The sequence below is a fragment of the Streptomyces sp. NPDC026522 genome (assembly GCF_055567555.1).
Map to the genome: position 1 here is coordinate 358469 of NZ_JBVHQF010000005.1, position 19856 is coordinate 378324.

General features: G+C 74.5%; 18 protein-coding genes. 11 read left to right on the forward strand and 7 right to left on the reverse strand.

Annotated elements, in window-relative coordinates; translation table 11 throughout:
* Positions 1 to 13: 13 nt before the first annotated feature.
* Positions 14 to 871, reverse strand: coding sequence for a DUF4184 family protein (locus tag ACZ4M3_RS15690; RefSeq protein WP_467732813.1), 858 nt, complete (start codon positions 869 to 871; stop codon positions 14 to 16).
* Positions 872 to 1021: 150 nt separating this feature from the next.
* On the opposite strand from ACZ4M3_RS15690, the gene ACZ4M3_RS15695 reads away from it, so the two are divergent.
* From ACZ4M3_RS15695 to pgfA, 3 genes are all read left to right on the forward strand, one after another.
* Positions 1022 to 2206, forward strand: coding sequence for a lytic transglycosylase domain-containing protein (locus tag ACZ4M3_RS15695; protein ID WP_467732815.1), 1185 nt, complete (start codon positions 1022 to 1024; stop codon positions 2204 to 2206).
* Between the two features lie 76 nt (positions 2207 to 2282).
* Positions 2283 to 2423, forward strand: a complete 141-nt coding sequence (locus ACZ4M3_RS15700) for an SPW_0924 family protein (protein ID WP_467732817.1) — start codon at positions 2283 to 2285, stop codon at positions 2421 to 2423.
* 14 nt (positions 2424 to 2437) lie between these two features.
* Entirely contained in the window at positions 2438 to 3409 is a 972-nt protein-coding gene (pgfA, locus tag ACZ4M3_RS15705; protein ID WP_467732819.1) for a cell envelope lipid trafficking protein PgfA, read from the forward strand.
* Here pgfA and hrpB read toward each other — a convergent pair.
* On the reverse strand, positions 3399 to 5924 hold the full coding sequence (hrpB, locus tag ACZ4M3_RS15710) for an ATP-dependent helicase HrpB (RefSeq protein ID WP_467732821.1): 2526 nt from the start codon (positions 5922 to 5924) through the stop codon (positions 3399 to 3401). The two genes, pgfA and hrpB, sit on opposite strands and share 11 nt — an antisense overlap.
* Positions 5925 to 5928: 4 nt before the next feature.
* Positions 5929 to 6783: a class I SAM-dependent methyltransferase gene (locus ACZ4M3_RS15715; protein WP_467732822.1), complete on the reverse strand. Its 855-nt coding sequence runs from the start codon at positions 6781 to 6783 to the stop codon at positions 5929 to 5931.
* A 345-nt stretch (positions 6784 to 7128) separates the two neighbouring features.
* Between ACZ4M3_RS15715 and rpsA the strand changes: the two genes are divergently transcribed.
* The 4 genes from rpsA to ACZ4M3_RS15735 all read left to right on the forward strand — a co-directional run bounded on the left by rpsA (position 7129) and on the right by ACZ4M3_RS15735 (position 10941).
* Entirely contained in the window at positions 7129 to 8646 is a 1518-nt protein-coding gene (gene rpsA, locus ACZ4M3_RS15720) for a 30S ribosomal protein S1 (RefSeq protein WP_361136097.1), read from the forward strand.
* A 203-nt stretch (positions 8647 to 8849) separates the two neighbouring features.
* The gene (locus tag ACZ4M3_RS15725; protein WP_136217145.1) at positions 8850 to 9788 is read left to right on the forward strand and encodes a PAC2 family protein; all 939 of its coding nucleotides are present in this window, start codon (positions 8850 to 8852) and stop codon (positions 9786 to 9788) included.
* A gap of 44 nt (positions 9789 to 9832) precedes the next feature.
* Positions 9833 to 10474 (forward strand): dephospho-CoA kinase, encoded by a 642-nt coding sequence (gene coaE / locus ACZ4M3_RS15730; RefSeq protein WP_467732825.1) that lies wholly within the window; start codon positions 9833 to 9835, stop codon positions 10472 to 10474.
* Between the two features lie 29 nt (positions 10475 to 10503).
* Positions 10504 to 10941: a tetratricopeptide repeat protein gene (locus ACZ4M3_RS15735; protein ID WP_467732827.1), complete on the forward strand. Its 438-nt coding sequence runs from the start codon at positions 10504 to 10506 to the stop codon at positions 10939 to 10941.
* Between the two features lie 23 nt (positions 10942 to 10964).
* Here ACZ4M3_RS15735 and ACZ4M3_RS15740 read toward each other — a convergent pair whose 3' ends face one another.
* Both ACZ4M3_RS15740 and ACZ4M3_RS15745 read right to left on the reverse strand, forming a co-directional pair.
* Positions 10965 to 11225, reverse strand: a complete 261-nt coding sequence (locus tag ACZ4M3_RS15740; protein WP_467732829.1) for a DUF6343 family protein — start codon at positions 11223 to 11225, stop codon at positions 10965 to 10967.
* 76 nt (positions 11226 to 11301) lie between these two features.
* Positions 11302 to 11907: a hypothetical protein gene (locus ACZ4M3_RS15745; RefSeq protein ID WP_467732831.1), complete on the reverse strand. Its 606-nt coding sequence runs from the start codon at positions 11905 to 11907 to the stop codon at positions 11302 to 11304.
* 288 nt (positions 11908 to 12195) lie between these two features.
* Between ACZ4M3_RS15745 and ACZ4M3_RS15750 the strand changes: the two genes are divergently transcribed.
* From ACZ4M3_RS15750 to ACZ4M3_RS15760, 3 genes are all read left to right on the forward strand, one after another.
* Positions 12196 to 15042: a DEAD/DEAH box helicase gene (locus ACZ4M3_RS15750; RefSeq protein ID WP_467733121.1), complete on the forward strand. Its 2847-nt coding sequence runs from the start codon at positions 12196 to 12198 to the stop codon at positions 15040 to 15042.
* Entirely contained in the window at positions 15039 to 16244 is a 1206-nt protein-coding gene (locus tag ACZ4M3_RS15755) for an SWIM zinc finger family protein (protein ID WP_467732833.1), read from the forward strand. The genes ACZ4M3_RS15750 and ACZ4M3_RS15755 overlap by 4 nt, the downstream gene beginning before the upstream one ends.
* Positions 16245 to 16481: 237 nt before the next feature.
* Entirely contained in the window at positions 16482 to 17087 is a 606-nt protein-coding gene (locus ACZ4M3_RS15760; RefSeq protein WP_467732835.1) for a chaplin, read from the forward strand.
* Between the two features lie 54 nt (positions 17088 to 17141).
* Here ACZ4M3_RS15760 and ACZ4M3_RS15765 read toward each other — a convergent pair whose 3' ends face one another.
* Positions 17142 to 17837, reverse strand: coding sequence for a DUF2293 domain-containing protein (locus ACZ4M3_RS15765; RefSeq protein WP_467732837.1), 696 nt, complete (start codon positions 17835 to 17837; stop codon positions 17142 to 17144).
* 140 nt (positions 17838 to 17977) lie between these two features.
* Between ACZ4M3_RS15765 and ACZ4M3_RS15770 the strand changes: the two genes are divergently transcribed.
* Positions 17978 to 18346: a cupin domain-containing protein gene (locus ACZ4M3_RS15770; RefSeq protein ID WP_467732839.1), complete on the forward strand. Its 369-nt coding sequence runs from the start codon at positions 17978 to 17980 to the stop codon at positions 18344 to 18346.
* A gap of 34 nt (positions 18347 to 18380) precedes the next feature.
* On the opposite strand, the gene ACZ4M3_RS15775 is transcribed toward ACZ4M3_RS15770, so the two are convergent.
* A complete protein-coding gene (locus ACZ4M3_RS15775) occupies positions 18381 to 19826 on the reverse strand; it encodes a WGR domain-containing protein (RefSeq protein ID WP_467732840.1) in 1446 nt (481 codons plus the stop codon).
* Positions 19827 to 19856: the final 30 nt, after the last annotated feature.

The window sequence follows — 19856 nt, forward strand, 5'->3', positions numbered from 1 at the left end:
GCGCCCGTCCCCGCTACGCGGTGGGGACGGGCGTCCGCCTTTTTCCGTCGCTGTCCTGCCGGTCGCCGCCGCGGTGGCGCAGGCGCACCAGGGCCCCGTACAGCAGCAGCGCCACCAGCAGGCCGCCGCCCGCGCCGAAACAGACGGTCGGGATGATGTCCAGGGGCGTACGGATCCGGTCGAAGAACGTGAAGAAGCGCAGCACCCGCATCGTCACCCCCGCCCCCACGCACGCCACCAGCAGCGCGAGCGCGCAGCAGAGCTCCGCCCGCCCCAGCGACGGCACGGACGGCGGAACGGGGGAGGCCGGCAGGCGGCGCAGGGCCGTCACCGTGAACCACAGCAGGGCGCAGCCGGCCAGGGCCGAACTGCCGTACTGCAGGTAGGAGTAGAGGGGCAGGCCGAAGGCGAGCGGCTGTCCCAGCCCGGGCAGCGCGTTGGTCCCCCACCGGTCGAGATGGGTGAAGCTGTCCCACACCACGTGCGTCAGGGAGCCGAGCACCGCCGAGAAGTAGAACCACAGCGCGAGCGCGGGCAGCCGGCGGCGGGCCCGCCAGTCCTCGCCGCGCACGAAGGCGTGCACCCTGCCCTGCCAGGCGCGCGGCAGCAGCGCGACCAGGGGCTCGCGCAGGAGCAGCCAGCAGGCGGCCAGGGCGGCGGTCAGCGCGGCGTCGGCCGTCACCACGCCGAGCAGGGAGTGGGTGAAGTCGCCGTACCCCATCACGCCTTCCACGACCGCGTCCAGGAAGTAGAACGTGTCCGGTGCGAACGAGCCCAGGACCAGCGCGGAGGCGACCAGCGGCCCGCGGGCCCGCCCGGTCCGCCGCACGGCCGGCAGTACGGCCGCCGCATGGCTGAGAGTGAACGGCACGGGTGGCCCCTTCCGGTCTCCGATCGGTCCGGACAGTATGCGCGACCCGCGCAGGACGTGCGGAAATGGTGAAGTCCCGGCTGTTGTACGTGCCTTGTGCAGGCAGTTGACGTAGGGTCACGCGGACGTCGACGGGGAGGAGTCCGGCTCATGCGGGGACGAATACCGGCCCGGTTCGGGTGGCTGCGCAGGAGCGGCGCCGCCGCCCTGCTCTCCGCGCTGGTGGTGGCCGCGGTGACCGCATCCCAGGGGCCCGCCTCGGGCAGCGAGGACCGGCCGCCCGTGGCCGCCGGGAACGGCCCCGCCGCGGCCGCCGGGCAGGGCGGGGACACCGCCTACTCCACCGAACTCCCGCCGCCCGCCGGGCCGCAGCCGCCCGAGGGCCCGCCGGCCGAGGGGTCCGCATCGCCCGCGCCCACGCAGGCAGCCGCGCCGCACACCGAGCCGGTGGCCCAGGGCGGGGCGGTGGGCGCGCGGGGGATACCCGCGAGCGTGCTCGCGGCGTACCGGAGCGCCGAGCGGAAGGTCGCGGACACCGACCCCGGATGCGGGCTGCCCTGGCAACTGCTCGCGGCGATCGGCAAGGTGGAGTCGGGGCAGGCGCGGGGCGGCCGGGTGGACGCCGCGGGCACCACCTTGAGCCCGATCCTCGGGCCCGTCCTCGACGGCAACGGCTTCGCGGACATCGCGGACACCGACGCGGGCGCGTACGACGGCGACGCCCGCTACGACCGGGCCGTAGGGCCGATGCAGTTCATCCCGTCCACCTGGGCGCTCTGGGGCCAGGACGGCAACGGCGACGGCCGGCGGGACCCGAACAACGTGTACGACGCGGCGCTGGCCGCCGGGCGTTACCTGTGCGCGGGGGGCCGGGACCTGCGGGCGGGCGCCGACCTGGACCGGGCCGTGCTGTCGTACAACCGGTCCGGGGAGTACCTGAGGACCGTGCGGTCCTGGTACGCGTACTACCTGGGCGGGGCGCAGGAAGTCGCGGACGAGGGCGGCACGGGCACCGCGACCCCCGCGAAGCCGGGTCCCGAACCGGCGCCGAAGCCCACCCCCACGCCGACGCCCACGCCGTCCCCCGTTCCGACGCCGACGCCGACGCCGACGCCGACTCCGACGTCGACACCGACCCCCACGCCCGCGCCGACTCCGAAACCCACGCCCACGCCCGCCCCGAAGCCGTCCCCCACGCCGACTCCGAAGCCGACCCCGACGCCCACGCCGAAGCCCAGCCCCAGCCCCACCTCCACCCCGACCCCGAAGCCGTCCGCCACCCCCGCCCCGAAGTCCAGCCCCACCCCCACCGCGAGCCGCTCCGAAACCCCGTAGTCGAACGGTTCTCATCTCCGCCCCGCGTTGCTACGGTGCCCCCTCCCTGACACCCCATCAGATCCGGAGGCCCCGCATGCGCGCACTCGCCGCCGCCGCCGTCGGGCTGACCGCCGCGCTGGCCCTCGTCTTCGCCGTCACGGCGCTCGGGGTGCCCGAAGGCACGACCTCGCCCAAGCCCCTGCTCACCACCGCGCCCCCCGCGCCCGGAAAGTAGAGGAGGGCCCGGCCGTGCGACGCAGAGCCAGTCTCGTCCTGCTTGCCGCAGCCGTGTTCTGTGCAGCGCTCGCACCGCTGCTGCGCTGGTACGCGTACCCCCGCCTCGCCAAGATCCCGCCGGACCAGTACCAGGAGATGGTCCTGGAGGCGAAGGACGCCACCCTCCTCGACTACACCGCCGGCATGCAGCCGAAGAAGGTCGACAAGGTCACGATCGTCCAGACGCTCAAGGGCAACGTCGAAGCGTCGAAGGAGATCGAGGCGAGCGCCGGAAAGGACGTCGTCGTCTGGGACACCCTGTCCTACATCATGGGCCCGGACGGCAAGATGGTCTCCCAGATCCCCGAGCGGTACGTCTTCGACGCCCACACCCAGGAGCCGGTCCACGCCACCGGCGAGATGGTCGACGGGGACCCGGTCAAGCGCGAGGGCATCGAGTTCAAGTGGCCGTTCTTCACCGAGCCGCGCGACTACCTCTACTTCGACGCCCAGACGCGCAGTTCGTCCCCCGTCCACTACGTCGGCCCCCGCACGTTCAAGGGCATGGACGTCTACTACTTCGAGCAGACCGTCCCCTGGACCAAGGTGCCCCTGCCCAAGAAGATGCCGATCGAGGGCATCGACCCCAAGACGTTCGAGGAGAGCACCGGAACCAGCCTCTGGTACACGGTCAAGGCGATGTTCTGGGTCGACCCGGTGACCGGCGCGCCCGTCAACGCCGAGCAGCAGATCCAGCAGGAGATGCGGGGCGGCATCGCGGCGGGCGCGCCCGACGGCAGTCTGACCGTCTTCGCCGGTGACGTGAAGATCCGGCCGGACTACTCCGCGTACACCGTGGACCTGGTGCGGTCGAACCGTACGAAGGTCCTCGCCCTGCACACGTACGCGCCCCTCGGCCTGACGGCCGGTGCGCTCGTGCTCCTCGCGCTCTCGCTGTGGCTGGAGGCCCGCAGCCGCCGCCGGGCCGTGGAACTCACCCCCTGAGCCGGGCGTTGGTGTGCCGGGTCGGCTCGGCGGTCGCGGGGTCCTCCGGCCAGGGGTGCTTGGGGTAGCGGCCGCGCAGCTCGGCGCGCACGGCGCGGTAGCCGCCCTGCCAGAAGGAGGCGAGGTCGGCCGTGACGGCGGCGGGCCGCCCGGCGGGCGACAGCAGGTGGACGAGGACGGGCACCCCCGCCACCCGAGGGGTCTCGGCCATCCCGAACAGCTCCTGGAGCTTCACGGCGAGTACGGGCTGCCCGTGCTCCGCGCCGTAGTCGACGCGGATCCGCGATCCGCTGGGCACTTCCAGGCGCTCCGGCGCCAGCTCGTCGAGCCGGGCCGCCTCGCCGGTGGCCCAGGGCAGCAGCCGGTTCAGGGCCTGGCCGGCGTCGAGCCGCGCGAGGTCGGCGCGGCGCCGGGCCCGCGACAGCTCCGGCTCCAGCCAGTCGTCGGCCCGCTCCAGCAGCGCCGGGTCGTCCGTCACGTCGGGCCACGCGCCGCCCAGCGTGCGGTGCAGGAAGCCCAGCCGGGCCCGTAGCGTCCGCGCGTCCGGGGACCAGCGCAGCAGGCCGAGCCCCTCGGTGCGCAGCCCGTCGAGGAGGGCGGCCCGGACCAGCCCGGGGTCGGGGTCGCGCAGCGGCCGCGCGACCAGCTCGACCGCGCCGAGCCGCTCCACCGCCCGGGCCACCACGTCCCCGTTCTCCCAGCGCACCTCCTCACCGGAAGCCAGCAGGTGCCCGGCCGCGGCCCGGGCGGTGTCCTCGTCGATGACGGCCGCGGTCCGGACCCGGGCGGACGCGGAGTGCGCCGGCCGGTCGGCGACGGCCACCGCCAGCCAGGGCGCGCTGCGCAGCCCCGACCCGGCACCGGGCTCGGCCGCCGTCCCGGAGGCCATGAGGAACGAGCCGCCGCCCTTGGCCTTCGCCACCCGCTCGGGGAACGCCAGCGCGGCGACGAGCCCGGCGGCGGCGTCGTCGGTGAGGGAGCCGGGGCTCCGCGCCTCGGAGGAGGGTCCCGCAGGGTCACCGACCGCCCGCTCCAGGCGGCGGGTCTCCGCGCGCCAGCGCCCCGCGTAGGCGTCGCCGCCGTGCCGGGCCGCGCGCCAGGCGGCCGCCAGGTCGTCCCCGTACTCCCGCGGCGGCTCCTCGCTCAGCAGCGCCACCAGCTGCGCGGCCCGCCGCGCGCCCAGCGCCGCCGCGCCGTCCAGCAGGGCCCGCGCCAGCCGCGGGTGCAGCCCCAGCCGGGCCATCCGCAGCCCGCGCGGGGTCGGCCGCCCGGCGCCGTCCACCGCGCCGACCGCCCGCAGCACCTCCCGCGCGGCGGCCATCGCCCCGGCGGGCGGGGCGTCCAGCAGGGCCAGCCCCGACGCGTCGGGGTCGCCCCAGCAGGCCGCCTGGAGCGCGAACGCCGCCAGGTCGGCCATCCGGATCTCCGGCGCCGGGTACGCGGTCAGCCGCCCGTCCTCCGCCTCGGACCAGCAGCGGTACACCGTCCCCGGCGCCTCGCGCCCGGCCCGGCCGGCCCGCTGCCGGCCCGCCGCGCGGGACGCCCGTACGGTCGCCAGGGCGCCCAGCCCCCGTGCGTGGTCCACCCGCGGCTCGCGGGCCAGCCCCGAGTCCACCACCACCCGTACGCCCGGCACGGTCAGGCTCGACTCCGCGACCGCCGTCGCCAGGATCACCCGGCGGTGCGCGGCCGGCGTCAGCACCGCCTCCTGCACGGAGCCGGCGGCCCGGCCGTGGACCTGGAGCACCTCCGCGGCCACGCCGTCCAGCTGCCCGGCGACCCGGGCGAGCTCGCCGACGCCGGGCAGGAAGCACAGCACGTCGCCGGAACGTTCCGCCAGCGCCCGCCGCACCACCGAGGCCACGTGCGCGAGCTGCGCCGGATCCACCCGCATCCCCTGCGGCGGCCGCACCGGCCGGCCCGGCGGCGCCCACACCACCTCCACCGGGTACGAGACCCCCTCGGCCGCCACCACCGGCGCGTCCCCCAGCAGCCGGGCCCAGCCGGCCGCGTCGGTCGTCGCGGAGGCCGCGACCAGGCGCAGCTCCGGGCGCAGGGCCGCGCGTACGTCCAGGAGGAAGGCGGCGGCCGTGTCCGCGTCGAGGTGCCGCTCGTGGCACTCGTCCAGGACCACCACGTCCACGCCGGCCAGTTCCTGGTCCCGCTGGAGCCGCTGGAGCAGCACCCCGGTGGTCACCACTTCCACCGCCGTGCGCGGGCCGGCCACCCGCTCCCCGCGCACCGTGAAGCCGACCGACCCGCCGACGGCCTCGCCCAGCAGCCACGCCATCCGCCGCGCCGCCGCCCGGGCGGCGATCCGCCGGGGCTCGGCCACCACGACCCGGCGCCGCCCGCCGCCGCCCACCAGCCCCGCCAGCACCAGCGGCACCAGCGTGGTCTTGCCGGTCCCGGGCGGCGCGCACAGCACCGCCGTGCCGTGCGCGTCCAGTGCCGAGACGAGGGCGGGCACGGCCGCCCGTACGGGAAGGGCGTCCAGCTCGGCGGTGCGGATCAAGGGCTCAGTCCCTCTCGCAGACGAAGATCGCGGTGCCGGGGATCAGGCTGCCGCGCAGCGGGGACCAGCCGCCCCACTCCTGGGTGTTCCAGGCGGGCCATTCGGGTTCGACCAGGTCCACCAGGCGGAACCCGCCCGCGACCACGTCCCGGACCCGGTCCCCGAGGGTGCGGTGGTGCTCCACGTACACCGCGCGGCCCTGTTCGTCCTGCTCCACGTACGGCGTCCGGTCGAAGTAGGAGGCCGCGACGGACAGCCCCTCGGGGCCGGGCTCGTCGGGGAAGGCCCAGCGGACGGGGTGGGTGACGGAGAACACCCAGCGGCCGCCGGGGCGCAGCACGCGGTGGACCTCGCGCATGACGTTCACCGGGTCGGAGACGAAGGGGACGGCGCCGTAGGCGGAGCAGGCCAGGTCGAAGGAGGCGGCACGGAAGGGCAGCCGGCCGGCGTCGGCCTCCACGAGCGGAACGTCATCGCCGATGCGCAGGGCGTGCTGGAGCTGGCGGTGGGAGAGGTCGAGGGCCACCGGGCGGGCGCCCTGGGCGGCCAGCCAGCGCGAGCACTGGGCGGCGCCGGCGCCGATCTCCAGGACGTCCTTGTCCCGGAGGGAGGAGGCCGGTCCCAGGAGGGCCGCCTGCTCCTCGTCCAGGCCCTCGGGTCCCCAGACGAAACGGTCGTCGCCCAGGAACGCGCCGTGCTCGCTCTGGTACTCGTCGGCGTTGCGGTCCCACCAGCCCCGGCTCGCCCGGCTGCTCTCGGCTTCGCCGGCCGCGCGGCGGGTGGCCTCGGCGTCGGAACCGTCCCCGTCGCCGGCGGCGATTTCGAACGCGTCTTCGGGGAGGTAGTCCTCTTTGTTCATGGGGCCCGTCGTCGTAGTCTGCGAGAAGTGGGGAGCGAGAGCCAGCAGGCCTTCCCCGCCCACGATTTGTGCCGGTAATGCGGCGATCCGCCCGGGGTGTGCGCCTTCGCGCATTGACCCTGTCCGGCTGCCCCCGTATGCTACAAGTTGCGCTGCGAGCCTGTGCTCCTCAGACCTAGCAGGCTGCGCTTGCATCTGTTGATGTCCCCTCGGTTTTCGAGGCCCTCCCCGCTCTCGCGGATCTGGGGCTTCCTTGGCTGTCCGGCTTCTTCGGCAGATGCCGATAAGGGCTCCCGGCGTAGCAGTACCTACGACTTTCTGTCCGTAACCGGAGCCCTTTCCCACATGACGAGCAGCACCGAGACCACCGCCACCACCCCTCCGCAGGTAGCGGTCAACGACATCGGTAACGCGGAAGCCTTCCTGGCCGCGATCGACGAGACGATCAAGTACTTCAACGACGGCGACATCGTCGACGGCGTCATCGTGAAGGTCGACCGGGACGAGGTCCTGCTCGACATCGGTTACAAGACCGAAGGCGTGATCCCGAGCCGCGAGCTCTCGATCAAGCACGACGTCGACCCGAACGAGGTCGTCAAGGTCGGCGACGAGATCGAGGCCCTGGTTCTCCAGAAGGAGGACAAGGAAGGCCGTCTGATCCTGTCCAAGAAGCGCGCTCAGTACGAGCGTGCCTGGGGCACGATCGAGAAGATCAAGGAAGAAGACGGCATCGTCACCGGTACCGTCATCGAGGTTGTCAAGGGTGGTCTCATCCTCGACATCGGCCTCCGCGGCTTCCTGCCGGCCTCTCTCGTCGAGATGCGTCGCGTCCGCGACCTCCAGCCCTACGTGGGCAAGGAGCTCGAGGCGAAGATCATCGAGCTGGACAAGAACCGCAACAACGTGGTCCTGTCCCGCCGTGCCTGGCTCGAGCAGACCCAGTCCGAGGTTCGCCAGACGTTCCTCACCACCCTGCAGAAGGGTCAGGTCCGCTCCGGCGTCGTCTCCTCGATCGTCAACTTCGGTGCCTTCGTGGACCTGGGTGGCGTCGACGGTCTCGTCCACGTCTCCGAGCTGTCCTGGAAGCACATCGACCACCCCTCCGAGGTTGTCGAGGTCGGCCAGGAGGTCACCGTCGAGGTCCTCGACGTCGACATGGACCGCGAGCGCGTCTCCCTGTCGCTGAAGGCGACGCAGGAGGACCCGTGGCAGCAGTTCGCCCGGACCCACCAGATCGGTCAGGTCGTCCCGGGTAAGGTCACCAAGCTGGTTCCGTTCGGTGCGTTCGTCCGCGTGGACGAGGGCATCGAGGGTCTGGTGCACATCTCCGAGCTGGCCGAGCGCCACGTGGAGATCCCGGAGCAGGTCGTCCAGGTCAACGACGAGATCTTCGTCAAGGTCATCGACATCGACCTGGAGCGTCGCCGGATCTCGCTGTCCCTCAAGCAGGCCAACGAGTCCTTCGGTGCCGACCCGGCGTCGGTCGAGTTCGACCCGACCCTGTACGGCATGGCCGCGTCCTACGACGACCAGGGCAACTACATCTACCCCGAGGGCTTCGACCCCGAGACCAACGACTGGCTCGAGGGCTACGAGACCCAGCGCGAGACGTGGGAGCGCCAGTACGCCGAGGCGCAGGTCCGCTTCGAGCAGCACCAGGCGCAGGTCATCAAGAGCCGCGAGGCCGACGAGGCCGCTGCTGCCGAGGGCGCTGCCGCCCCGGCCGCCGGTGGCAACGCCGGTGCGGGCAACATCTCGGGTGGCTCCTACTCCTCCGAGGGCTCGGACGAGACCTCCGGCGCCCTGGCGTCGGACGAGGCCCTCGCCGCGCTCCGCGAGAAGCTGGCCGGCGGCCAGAGCTGATCGCAGCGACACGGCACGCCCGCTCCGCGCCCCGGCGCGTGAGTGAGTGAGCTGAGCTGAACGCTGAGGCCCGTCCCCTTCGGGGGGCGGGCCTCACCGCGTTTCCGGACGCGGGGCCGATTCCTGTGAAACCGGCCAACTGGGGAATGGCGGCGCCGCCTTGGGCGTTCTTGCAGAGAACGCGGCGAGGAGGAGTGGTGGCGGTGCTTGATCCACAGGGTTTGTACGAATGGGACGCCAAGGGCCTGGCGGTGGCCGATCTGGCGCTCGCCCAGGACTCGGCCGGGCTGGTCATGCTCTACCACCTGGAGGGGTACATCGACGCGGGAGAGGCCGGTGAGCAGATCGTCGAGCGGCTCCTGGACACCCTGCCCCACCAGGTCGTGGCCCGCTTCGACGCCGACCGGCTCGTGGACTACCGGGCCCGGCGCCCGCTGCTGACGTTCCAGCGCGACCACTGGACGGACTTCGAGGAGCCCAAGCTGGAGGTGCGCCTCGTGCAGGACGCCACCGGCGCGCCCTTCCTGCTGCTGTCCGGCCCCGAGCCGGACGTGGAGTGGGAGCGCTTCGCGGTCGCCGTGCGGCAGATCGTCGAGCGCCTGGGCGTGCGGCTCTCGGTCAACTTCCACGGCATCCCGATGGGCGTCCCGCACACCCGGCCCGTGGGCATCACCCCGCACGGCAACCGCACCGACCTGATGCCCGGGCACCGCAGCCCGTTCGACGAGGCGCAGGTGCCGGGCAGCGCGGAATCGCTGGTCGAGTTCCGGCTGGGGCAGGCCGGGCACGACGTGCTGGGCGTCGCGGCCCACGTACCGCACTACGTGGCCCGCTCCCCGTACCCGGACGCGGCACTGACGGTCCTGGAGGCGATCACCGCGGCGACGGGGCTCGTGCTGCCGGCCGTGGCGCACGCCCTGCGCACCGAGGCCCACCGCACGCAGACGGAGATCGACCGGCAGATCCGGGAGGGCGACGAGGAACTGGTCGCCCTGGTCCAGGGGCTGGAGCACCAGTACGACGCGGCGGCCGGGGCCGAGAGCCGGGGCAACATGATCGCGGAGCCCGCCGAGATCCCTTCGGCGGAGGAGCTGGGGCGCGAGTTCGAGCGGTTCCTGGCCGAGCGCGAGGGCGAGGGCTGATCCCGTCGGGGCGGGGCCCGGTGCCTGCGTCTAGGCTGCCGGGCATGCTGAAAGTGGGCCTGACGGGCGGAATCGGAGCCGGCAAGAGCGAAGTGTCGCGGCTGCTGGCGGGGTACGGGGCGGTCATCGTGGACGCCGACCGCATCGCGCGGGAGGTCGTGGAGCCCGGGACACCCGGGCTCGCGGCCGTCGTGGCGGCGTTCGGGGAGTCCGTACTGACGGAGGCTGGGGCGCTGGACCGGCCCAAGCTGGGCGCGATCGTCTTCTCCGACCCGGAGAAACTGCGGATGCTGAACGCGATCGTGCACCCCCTGGTCGGGGCCCGGTCCGCCGAGCTGGAGGGCGCGGCGGGCGCCGACGCGATCGTGGTGCACGACGTACCGCTGCTCGCCGAGAACGGCCTGGCACCGCTGTACGACCTGGTCGTGGTGGTGGACGCGGCGCCGGAGACCCAGCTGGCCCGGCTGACGGGGCTGCGCGGGATGGCCGGGGAAGAGGCGCGGGCCAGGATGGCGGCGCAGGCCACGCGGGAGCAGCGGCTGGCGGTGGCCACGCTCGTGATCGACAACGACGGTCCGCTGGAGGAACTGGCGCCGCAGGTCCGCGAAGTGTGGAAGACGCTGACCGAGCGGGCCGCGGCGGCCACCGCGGGAGGCGGGAGCGGGCCGGGCCGGGAAGGGGCGTGAAGGCGCCCGCAGAGGGAAGGAAAGACAACGTGTCCGACACCACGCCTCCGCCGCAGCCGCCGTCGTCCTCCGGGTCCTCCGGCTCGCCGGGCCCGCCCGGCCCGGCTGGCGCAGGCAGTCCGGAGACGCACGTCATCGACTTCCGGGCCGCCGAGCAGCTGCTGGCCGCCCGTGACCCGCGGGGCGCCGTCAGGCTGCTCGACTCGGTGATAGCCGCCCATCCCGAGAACACGGCGGCCCGGCTGCTGCGCGCCCGCGCCTTCTTCGCGGCCGCGCAACTACGCCCGGCGGCGCTGGAGTTCGAGCTGGTGCTGGAGCGCGAACCGGACAACGCGTACGCGCACTTCGCGCTCGCCCGGACCCATGAGCGGTCCGGGCGCCGCGCGCAGGCCCGCAAGCACTTCCGGCTGGCCGCCGCGCTCGACCCGCAGCCCGAGTACCTGGCCGCGGCGCGCTTCGAGGAGTAGGCCCGGGTGCGTCGGCCCCGGGCTCAGCGGGAGCGCGGCGGCTCGTACGGCGGGACGTCGCGGCCGGGCTGGTAGTGCGGGCCCTGCCGGATGTGGCGGACGACCACGACCAGGTCCACCGCCGCCAGCACCGCGACCACCGCGCAGGCGGCCGCCCACCCGGGGCGGCCGGCCAGCGCGAAGAGGGCCGCACCGCCCGCGGCCCACAGCAGGCCCCACATGCTGAGCCACAACCGCAGCCGCAGCGGACTGCGGGCGGTCACCGGTTCGTTCCCGCTACGCATGACCATCGCCTCGCCTCGGATCACCGTGGCCCTCGGTTCCATGGTCCCACCGGTGGCGCGCCGGCAGGGGGCGCGGTCACGGGTTCAGCTTGTGCACGGCCGTGGTGGTGGTCCGCTTGAAGGCCGGCACGGGCGCGTCGGCGAGCGTGCCCATCTGCCCCCACGTCACGACGGTCACGGTCGCGCCGTCCCGGCCGATGCCGAACAGGTGGACACCGGGTTCGGAGTCCGGCACCGAGGTGTGGACCCCGAAGACGTGGGCTCCCTCCTCGACGGGGAGCTTGCCGTAGTCCTGCCAGGAGGCCGTGCCACCGGGTGTCGCACGCAACCAGTCGGCGGCGCAGGCGGCGACCTTGCGCTCCAGGGCCGCGGCGAGGGCCGCGGCCGCCGGGGCGGAGGCGGTGCGGACGGAGAGCTGCGTGGCGCCGGTGTCGTAGTCGGTGGTGAAGACGCGGTGCATGCTGCCGGTGGCCGGGAGCGCCCGCTCCAGGCAGAACGGCGCGTTCTCGGGCGGGCCGTCGGTCACCTTCCCGGCGTACCAGGGCGAGGCGGGGTGCGCGGGCAGGTCGGCGCCGTCAAGGAACCCGGGCGCGGTGGCGGCCACGGCGGTGCCCGGGCCGGAGAGCAGGAGGGCGGCGGCCGCGGCGGCGGTCGCGAGGACGGTGGTGAGGCGTCGGAGCATGGTCGGCTGGTCCCCGTTCCCGGTCGGTGGGTGGTCGGGGGGTTCCTACCCCGGCATGGGCGCCGGGGCGCGGACCGGGACGGAACCGGGACACGGCCGTGACGAGGCGCTGCCGCCTGCCGGCCGGGTCGGCGAAGACGCAGGCCGGCGGGGTTGTCAGTGGGCCCACCTAGACTCGGCGGCAGAGGAGAACCAGCCGACCGGCGGGAGGGGAGGAGCACCGTGGGCACCGCGACACCGGCATCCCAGGCGTACGCGCGGACCCGGGAACCGGCACCGCCGCAGGCACTGCTGCGGTACGCCGCCGTGTTCCTTCCTGCGGCCGTCCCGCGCCAGGGCCGGGTGGCCTTCTGGTGCCCGGAGGGGGAGCAGCTGCCCGAGGCCGGGACGGCGGCCCCGCTCGCCGTGGTCCGGCCGCACGGTGAAGGGGTCCGTACCCGTACCGTCCCGTCCGTCAGCCTGTCGGTCAGCGCGGCGCTCCCGCTGCTGCTCGGGGCGGCCCGCAGCCGCGCCGCCCACCCCGCCACCCGGGCCTGGGGCACCGCGGCCGCGCAGGCGCTCGCCCTGGTCGCGCGCGGGCGGCTGCTCCCGGGCCTCACCGCCGACGGCATCGACGCCTGGCGGGCCGGACCGCTCGACGCCGATGACGTGGCCCACCTGCGCGCGATCGCCGCCGCGCTGCCCCCCGAGGGGTACGCCACCCCGCTCACCGGCCGCCGGCCGCTCCAGCTGCCCGAACCGGAGGCCCTGGTCCGGGCCTTCCTCGACGCCGCCGCGGACAGCCTGCCCCGTACCCCCGCCGCGCCGGTGGCCGCCGGGCGGCCCTTCGCGGCGCGGGAGCCGCAGCGGGTGCCGGGGATAGGGGACTGGGCCGCCGAGGTCGCGGCCGGGGCGGACGCCGGGGTGGGCATCTCCCTGCGGCTGGACCTCTCCTCCTTCCGCCTCTTCGACGAGGCCGAGCCCGAGGACACCCGCCGCGCCGGGGCCGCCGTGGTCCAGGTGCACAGCCTGGCCGATCCGACGCTGGTCGCGGACGCGGCGCAGCTCTGGGCGGGCGCGGCCGCAGCCGGGTTCGGGCCGCGCGCCCGCATCGACGCCGTCCTCGCGCTGCGCCGGGCCGCGCGGGTGTGGCCGCCGCTGCTGCGCCTGCTGGACCAGCCGGTCCCCGATGTGCTGGCCCTCTCCGATCCGGAGCTGGACGACCTGCTGGGGGTGGCCGCGACCCGGCTGGCGGCGGCCGGGGTCGTGGTCCACTGGCCGCGCGAGCTGGCCCGTACGCTGTCGGCGACCGCCGTCGTACGGTCGGCGGCGCCCGGGTCCGCGACCGAGGGCACCGCCTTCTTCGACGCGCAGAACCTCTTCACCTTCTCCTGGGAGCTGGCGCTGGGCGGTGACCGGCTCACCCCGGGGGAGATGGACGCGCTGGCGCAGGCGCACCGACCGGTGGTGCGGTTGCGCGACCAGTGGGTGCGGGTCGACCCGGAGCTGGTGCGCAAGGCCCGCAAACGCCAGTTGGGGCTGCTGGACCCGGTGGACGCGCTGGCCACCGTACTGACCGGGACGGCCGAGGTCGGCGGAGAGCAGGTGGAGGCGGTTCCGGTCGGGGCGCTGGCCGCACTGCGCGACCGGCTGACCGGCGAGCCGGTACCCCTGCCGCCCCCCGCCGGGCTGAAGGCGACCTTGCGCGACTACCAGGCCCGCGGCCTGGCGTGGCTGGACCTGATGACCTCGCTCGGCCTCGGTGCCTGCCTCGCCGACGACATGGGCCTGGGCAAGACCGTCACGCTGATCGCGCTGCACCTGCACCGGGACCGGCCCGAGCCGACGCTGGTCGTCTGCCCGGCGTCGCTGCTGGGCAACTGGCAGCGGGAGATCGAGAAGTTCGCGCCGGGTACCCCGGTGCGCCGCTACCACGGCGGCAGCCGCAGCCTGGCGGGCGTGGCCGGCGGGTTCGTCCTCACCACGTACGGGACGATGCGCGCCGGCGCCGCCAAGCTGGCGGAGCAGAGCTGGGGCATGGTCGTCGCGGACGAGGCGCAGCACGTCAAGAACCCGCATTCGGCGACGGCCAGGGCGCTGCGCACCCTCCCGGCCCCCGCGCGGGTGGCGCTGACCGGCACCCCGGTGGAGAACAACCTGTCCGAGCTGTGGGCGCTGCTCGACTGGACCACACCGGGCCTGCTGGGCCCGCTGACCACGTTCCGGGCCCGGCACGCCCGTCCGGTGGAGCACCAGACGGAGGAGGACGGCGGCAACGAGGAGGCCGTCGCCCGGCTGGCGGCCCTGGTCCGCCCGTTCCTGCTGCGCCGCAAGAAGTCCGACCCGGGCATCGCCCCCGAGCTGCCGCCGAAGACGGAGACCGACCATCCGGTGTCCCTCACGCGCGAGCAGGCATCGCTGTACCAGGCCGCGGTGGACGAGGCGATGGCCGTGATCGAGTCGAGCGAGGGCATCGAACGACGCGGCATGATCATGAAACTGCTGACCTCGCTCAAGCAGATCTGCAACCACCCCGAGCAGTTCTTGAGTGGGCACAGCTTGAACCAGCACAGCCCGAGTGGGCACAGCGCGCAGCCGCACAGCCCGCGTGGGCACGGCATCGCGCACCGCTCCGGCAAGCTGGCCCTGCTCGACGAGCTGCTCGACACGATCCTCGCCGAAGGCGGCTCGGTGCTGGTCTTCACCCAGTACGTGACGATGGCCCGCATCATCGAGCGGCACCTCACCGCCCGGGGGGTCCCCCACCAGCTCCTGCACGGGGGCACTCCCGTCGCTGCCCGGGAGCAGCTGGTCGACCGCTTCCAGGCGGGCGAAGTCCCGGTCTTCCTGCTGTCCTTGAAGGCGGCGGGCACCGGGCTGAACCTGACCCGGGCGGGGCACGTCATCCACTTCGACCGCTGGTGGAACCCGGCCGTCGAGGAGCAGGCCACCGACCGCGCCTACCGGATCGGGCAGACCCAGCCCGTGCAGGTCCACCGGATCATCGCGGAGGGCACCGTCGAGGACCGGATCGCCGAGATGCTGGAGGCGAAGCGGACCCTGGCCGACGCCGTCCTCGGCTCGGGGGAATCGGCGCTGACGGAGCTGACCGACCGCGAGCTGGCCGACCTCGTCTCGCTGCGGAGGCCCGCGTGATCACCGCCCGGGACGACCGCCGCCGTACCTTCGAGACCGTGCCGCCCGGCGTCGAGGCCGGGACCTGGTGGGGGCGGGCCTGGGTGGCCGCCCTGGAAGAGCGCTCGCACGATCCCGCCCGGCTCGCGCGCGGGCGGGCGTACGCGGCGGAGGGCCACGTCGACGCGGTGACGATCACCCCGGGCCGGATCGTGGCCTACGTGCGGGGCAGCCGGGCCCGCCCCTACCGCACCGAGCTGGCGCTGCCGGCCTTCGCGGACGCCGACTGGGCGGAGGTGCTGGAGGCCGTGGCGGCCGATCCGGCGGCTCTGGCCGGGCTGCTGGAGGGGGAGGTCCCGCAGTCCCTCGCGGACACGGTCCTGCCGGGCGCGGGGGAGCTCCTCCCGCGCTGCTCCTGCCCGGACGTCGGCCGGCCGCCCTGCAAGCACGCCGCGGCGCTCTGCTACCGGGCGGCCCGGCTGCTGGACGAGGACCCGTTCGTACTGCTGCTCCTGCGCGGGCGGGGCGAGCGGGAGCTGCTGGCGGAGCTGACCAAGCGCAATGCCGCCCACGCCGCGCGCGAGCGGCCCGATGCCGAGCCCGCCTTCCCCGGGGTCCCGGCCCGCGCGGCGCTGGCCCGGACCGGCCTGCCCCCGCTGCCGGCCCCGTGGGAGCCGCCCGGCGCCGCGGGCCTGCCGCCCGTGTATCCGTCCGATCCCGCCGCGCCGGATCCGCTGGCGCTGGACCAGCTCGCGTCGGACGCCGCCGATCGGGCGCTGGCCATGCTCCGGACCGGTGCGGACCCCCTTGCCGGGCTCACCCTGTGGCAGGACGCCGTCCGGCTGGCCTCCGCGCACCCGACGGCGGGGCTCACCGGCCCCGCCCGGGCCCTCTACCGCGACCTGGCCCGGGCCACCGGCCGCACCACCACCGACCTGGCGCGGGGCGCGGCGGCCTGGCGGCAGGGGGGCCTGGCCGCGCTGACCGTCCTCGAAGAGCCCTGGGATCCGCCGGCCGGCCCCTTCGACCGGGCCCGGCCCGTCCTCGTCGCCGCGGGCTTCGGCTCCTTCCGGCCCGACCGCAACCGCCTCAGCGACCGCTCCCGTCAGCTCCGGCTGGGCCGCCAGGGCCTCTGGTACGCCTACGAGTCCAGGTTGGACGAGGGGGACTGGTGGCCCACCGGCAGGCCCTCCCCGGACCCGGTCGCCGCGCTGCGGAAATGAGCCTGCGCGTGGCGGTCCCGGTCCTGAACGGCTCCGGTCATTCAGTACGGGTTACCCAGTACACGATGGAGTGAAATACGTACCGGTTCTATAACTCGTATGGGTCTACGGCGTTGTCTCCGGTGCGGGCGGGTTGCCCGTGAACTCCTCCGGAAGGCAGGGAAACTGATGCGTCACAGTCGTCGGAACGGCTTGATCGCGGCGGTGGTCGCGGGAGGTGGCGTGGCGGTCGCGGGGATGAGCGGCTTCGCTTACGCCGATGCGGACGCGGGCGGCGCCGCCCAGCAGTCGCCGGGGCTGCTCTCCGGGAATCTGGTGCAACTGCCGGTCCACACGCCGGTGAACGTGTGCGGCAACACCGTGAGCGTGGTCGGGCTGCTCAACCCCGCGGCCGGGAACCGCTGCGTCAACGACGCGCCCGGGGGCGGCGGCAACAGCCATCCGGGGCCGGCCCATCCGTCGAAACCCGGGGCCGGCAACGCGGCGGGAGCCGTGGCCCACGGGAGCGGAAAGGATTCACCCGGGGTGCTGTCCGGCAACGGCGTCCAGCTTCCCGTCGACCTGCCGCTGAACATCAGCGGCAACTCGGTGAACGTGGCCGGGGTCGGCAACGGAGCCGTCGGCAACACCTCGGTCAACGGCGCTCCCGGCCCGGCCGAGCCCGTCCAGCCGCCCGCTGCCCAGCCGCCCGTCACCCCACGGCCGATCACCGCGCCGGCGCAGCAGGAACCCACCGGCGCGCTGGCCCACACCGGCGCCGACGCGGTCGGCTACCTGCTGCCCGGCGGCGGGGCGCTCCTGCTCGGCGGAGTACTGCTCTACCGCCGCTTCCGCCTGGGTTAGGGGGTGCCCGGCGGATCACGGCCGGGCCCGACCCGCCCGGCCGGGGCGCGGCGCTCAGCCGGCCTGGTCCGACCGGAGTGGCCCGGCCGCCGTGGCTTGCGGGTGGGCGCGCCAGCCGTCCAGGATCGCGTCGATCCGCGGCGCGAGCCGGGCCCGCGCCGCGAAGCGGTGGACGCCCGCCATCAGCAGTGCGTCGTACTCGGTGTCGGTGTGGCGCACGGCCGCCCGTACCGCCACCGAGACCGCCTGCTCGTCGAGGGCCCGGCCGGCCGCCGTGCGGCCCACCCGGCCGCTGCCCCGCAGTGAGGCGTGGGCGGCTATCGCCCGGGCGCGGTCGGCGGGGCAGCCGGGGAACAGGCGCAGGATCTCGGCGGCGAAGGCCGCCGTGAAACGGGTGTCCTCGGCCGCGCGGCGCAGCCGGTCCCGTTCCCGGCGGCGGGCCCGCGCGTCGGCGTCGGCGAGACAGGCCCGCTCCGCCCGCGCCAGTGCCTCCTCCTCCACGAGCAGCCCCTGCCGTTCGTAGCGGTGGCGCCGCTTGTGGTGGCGGACGACGACGGCGGACAGCGAACTGGCCTCCCGGGCACGCCGGGTGAGCGCCGCGTCACCACGCGGCAGGTACACCAGGTGTCCGAGGTCGGCGCAGTCGAGGCAGCGGGGCACGCCCTCCTCGCGGACGAGGAGCCGCAGCGGCCCCCGCCGGCAGTCGGCGCAGTGGATGTGCTTCAGCGACTCGAAGACGACGAGACTCATGAAGGAGTGATACCGCCGTCGGGCGCCTATATCACCTTGCCGATATGGGTTGTTGGCTTTTCATCAATCCGCTTCGGACGTCATCAGGTCCACCTACCGTCACTCGGATGGGTGATTTTCCGGCCCATGGAGGAGGACACATGGCTGGATGGCAGGCCACGGTACGGCGCCCGAGAGCGGCTGAGGCCTCGGACCTCATGGGCCGGGAGATCGTCATAGCGCCCGGCGAGTGCACGGGGTGGCACTACCACCACGTGCCGCTGATGGCGGTGGTCAAGTCCGGGACGCTGACCCGGATCCTGCACGACGGCACGGTCGAGGTGCACCCGGCCGGGACCACCTTCGTGGAGCCCCCGGGGATCGACCACATCCACCTGGGCCGCAACCTCGGCACGGAACCGGTCGTGCTCCAGGTGACCTGTTCCCTCGCCGGGGACGCGCCCTGGTCGGTCCCGACCCGGACCCCGCCCGCCGCGACCCCCTGCGGCTGCCCGGACCACGCCGCCTGACGGGACCCGCCGCGCCGCCCGCCGGCCCCGGCGGTCAGACCAGCCGGCGTATCTCCCCGCGCACCCGGTAGAAACCCCCGGACGCCGCATGCAGCCCGTCCACCACGTACCGGGCCCCCGGTTCCCGTATCCCGCGCGGGAACTGCACGTTCCACGAGGGGTCGAAGCCACCGGAGACCACCTGGACCCGCACCCGGCCCCCCTGTCGTACGCACTCCACCACCACGCCACCCGCCGGGGCCGCGGCCACCGAGACGGTCGCCACCGCCGCGGGTGACGCGGGCGGGGTGAACACGGGCAGCGCCGCCGCGGACTTCACGTCCACCGCCGCCGGGACCGAGCCCTGCTGGGCCGCGCTGATCGCCGTCTCGCTCGCGTCCACGCACACCAGCGACCCGTCGGTGGTCACCAGGTACAGCCGCTCGTCCAGGTACTGCATGGACAGCGCGGCCCCGCTGCCCGTACCCAGCTTCCACAGCCGCCGCCCCGAGGCGTCGAAGCAGTAGACCGAGGAAGCGAGGTCGCCGGCGAACACGTGCCGGCCGTCCGGGGACGTCGCACACGAGTACACCGCCGCGTCACACCGGTAGGAGGCCTCCACCGCGCCCGTCGCCTTCGACAGCCGCTGCACGGTGTTGCGGCCGGTGCCCGCGTACACCGCGGTGTCCTCCTGCCAGCCGAACAGCACCGACCCGTCGGTCGGGGTGTGCCACAACTCCCGTCCTCCCTCCGGGGCGTAGGCCGTGACGCCGCCGCTGTGGCCGTGGTAGACCGCCCGCTCGTCGGCCCGCACCATCCAGGCGTTGGACCCGGCCGAGCGGCGCGACCACTGGAACTCGTCCTCGTGGTCGATGACGGTCAGCCCGCCACTGCGGTCGGAGACGTTCAGCACGCCCTCGTGGATGTCCAGCCAGAAGATGTCCACATCCGCGGCTATGTCGTACGCCCCGAACGGCACCTTCGACGACAGGTCGTACACCGTGCCGTCATCGCAGCCCGCGTATATCCAGAACTCGTCCGCCACCAGGCACTTGACCCCGTCCGGCAGCGAGTACCGGGCCAGTACCTCCCCGCCGTGGCTGAGCGTGTAGACGTCCCCCGCCTGATTGCCCACCCAGCAGCGGTCCTCGTCCACGTGGATGCCGAAGGCGGAGGAGCCCGTACGGAAGCGCCACAGCACCGGAGCCACCGCACGCGCCGTCGAGGGCGCCGAGGTCACCTGCCGGCGGGTCACCGACCGCGCCGCGCGGGCCCCGCGCACGGCCGGGGCGTAGCCCTTGCGGACCTTCTCGCCGATCTTCTTCGCGGCGGCCGCCCGGGCCTTCTCCGCCGTGGGGAAGGAGGAGTTCTGCAGCTGGCCGTCCGCGCCGATGCGCCCGTACCGCACCGAGACGGCCGTGCCGTCCACGGTCACCTCGTAGAACTTGTGCGCCCCTCCGCCGTCCTGCGACAGCTCCAGGTACGTCGTCTCCCGCGTCATGACAGACCCCTCCCCAAGGCCGGGCCGACG

Excerpts from the sequence above, each read along its gene's own strand:
- ACZ4M3_RS15745 (WP_467732831.1), bottom strand. The coding sequence starts at position 11,907 with ATGCTCCGACGCCTCACCACCGTCCTCGCGACCGCCGCCGCGGCCGCC.
- ACZ4M3_RS15695 (WP_467732815.1), top strand. The coding sequence starts at position 1,022 with ATGCGGGGACGAATACCGGCCCGGTTCGGGTGGCTGCGCAGGAGCGGC.
- rpsA (WP_361136097.1), top strand. The coding sequence starts at position 7,129 with ATGACGAGCAGCACCGAGACCACCGCCACCACCCCTCCGCAGGTAGCG.
- ACZ4M3_RS15775 (WP_467732840.1), bottom strand. The coding sequence starts at position 19,826 with ATGACGCGGGAGACGACGTACCTGGAGCTGTCGCAGGACGGCGGAGGG.
- ACZ4M3_RS15700 (WP_467732817.1), top strand. The coding sequence starts at position 2,283 with ATGCGCGCACTCGCCGCCGCCGCCGTCGGGCTGACCGCCGCGCTGGCC.
- ACZ4M3_RS15760 (WP_467732835.1), top strand. The coding sequence starts at position 16,482 with ATGAGCGGCTTCGCTTACGCCGATGCGGACGCGGGCGGCGCCGCCCAG.
- ACZ4M3_RS15770 (WP_467732839.1), top strand. The coding sequence starts at position 17,978 with ATGGCTGGATGGCAGGCCACGGTACGGCGCCCGAGAGCGGCTGAGGCC.
- coaE (WP_467732825.1), top strand. The coding sequence starts at position 9,833 with ATGCTGAAAGTGGGCCTGACGGGCGGAATCGGAGCCGGCAAGAGCGAA.
- ACZ4M3_RS15765 (WP_467732837.1), bottom strand. The coding sequence starts at position 17,837 with ATGAGTCTCGTCGTCTTCGAGTCGCTGAAGCACATCCACTGCGCCGAC.
- ACZ4M3_RS15715 (WP_467732822.1), bottom strand. The coding sequence starts at position 6,783 with ATGAACAAAGAGGACTACCTCCCCGAAGACGCGTTCGAAATCGCCGCC.
- ACZ4M3_RS15740 (WP_467732829.1), bottom strand. The coding sequence starts at position 11,225 with ATGCGTAGCGGGAACGAACCGGTGACCGCCCGCAGTCCGCTGCGGCTG.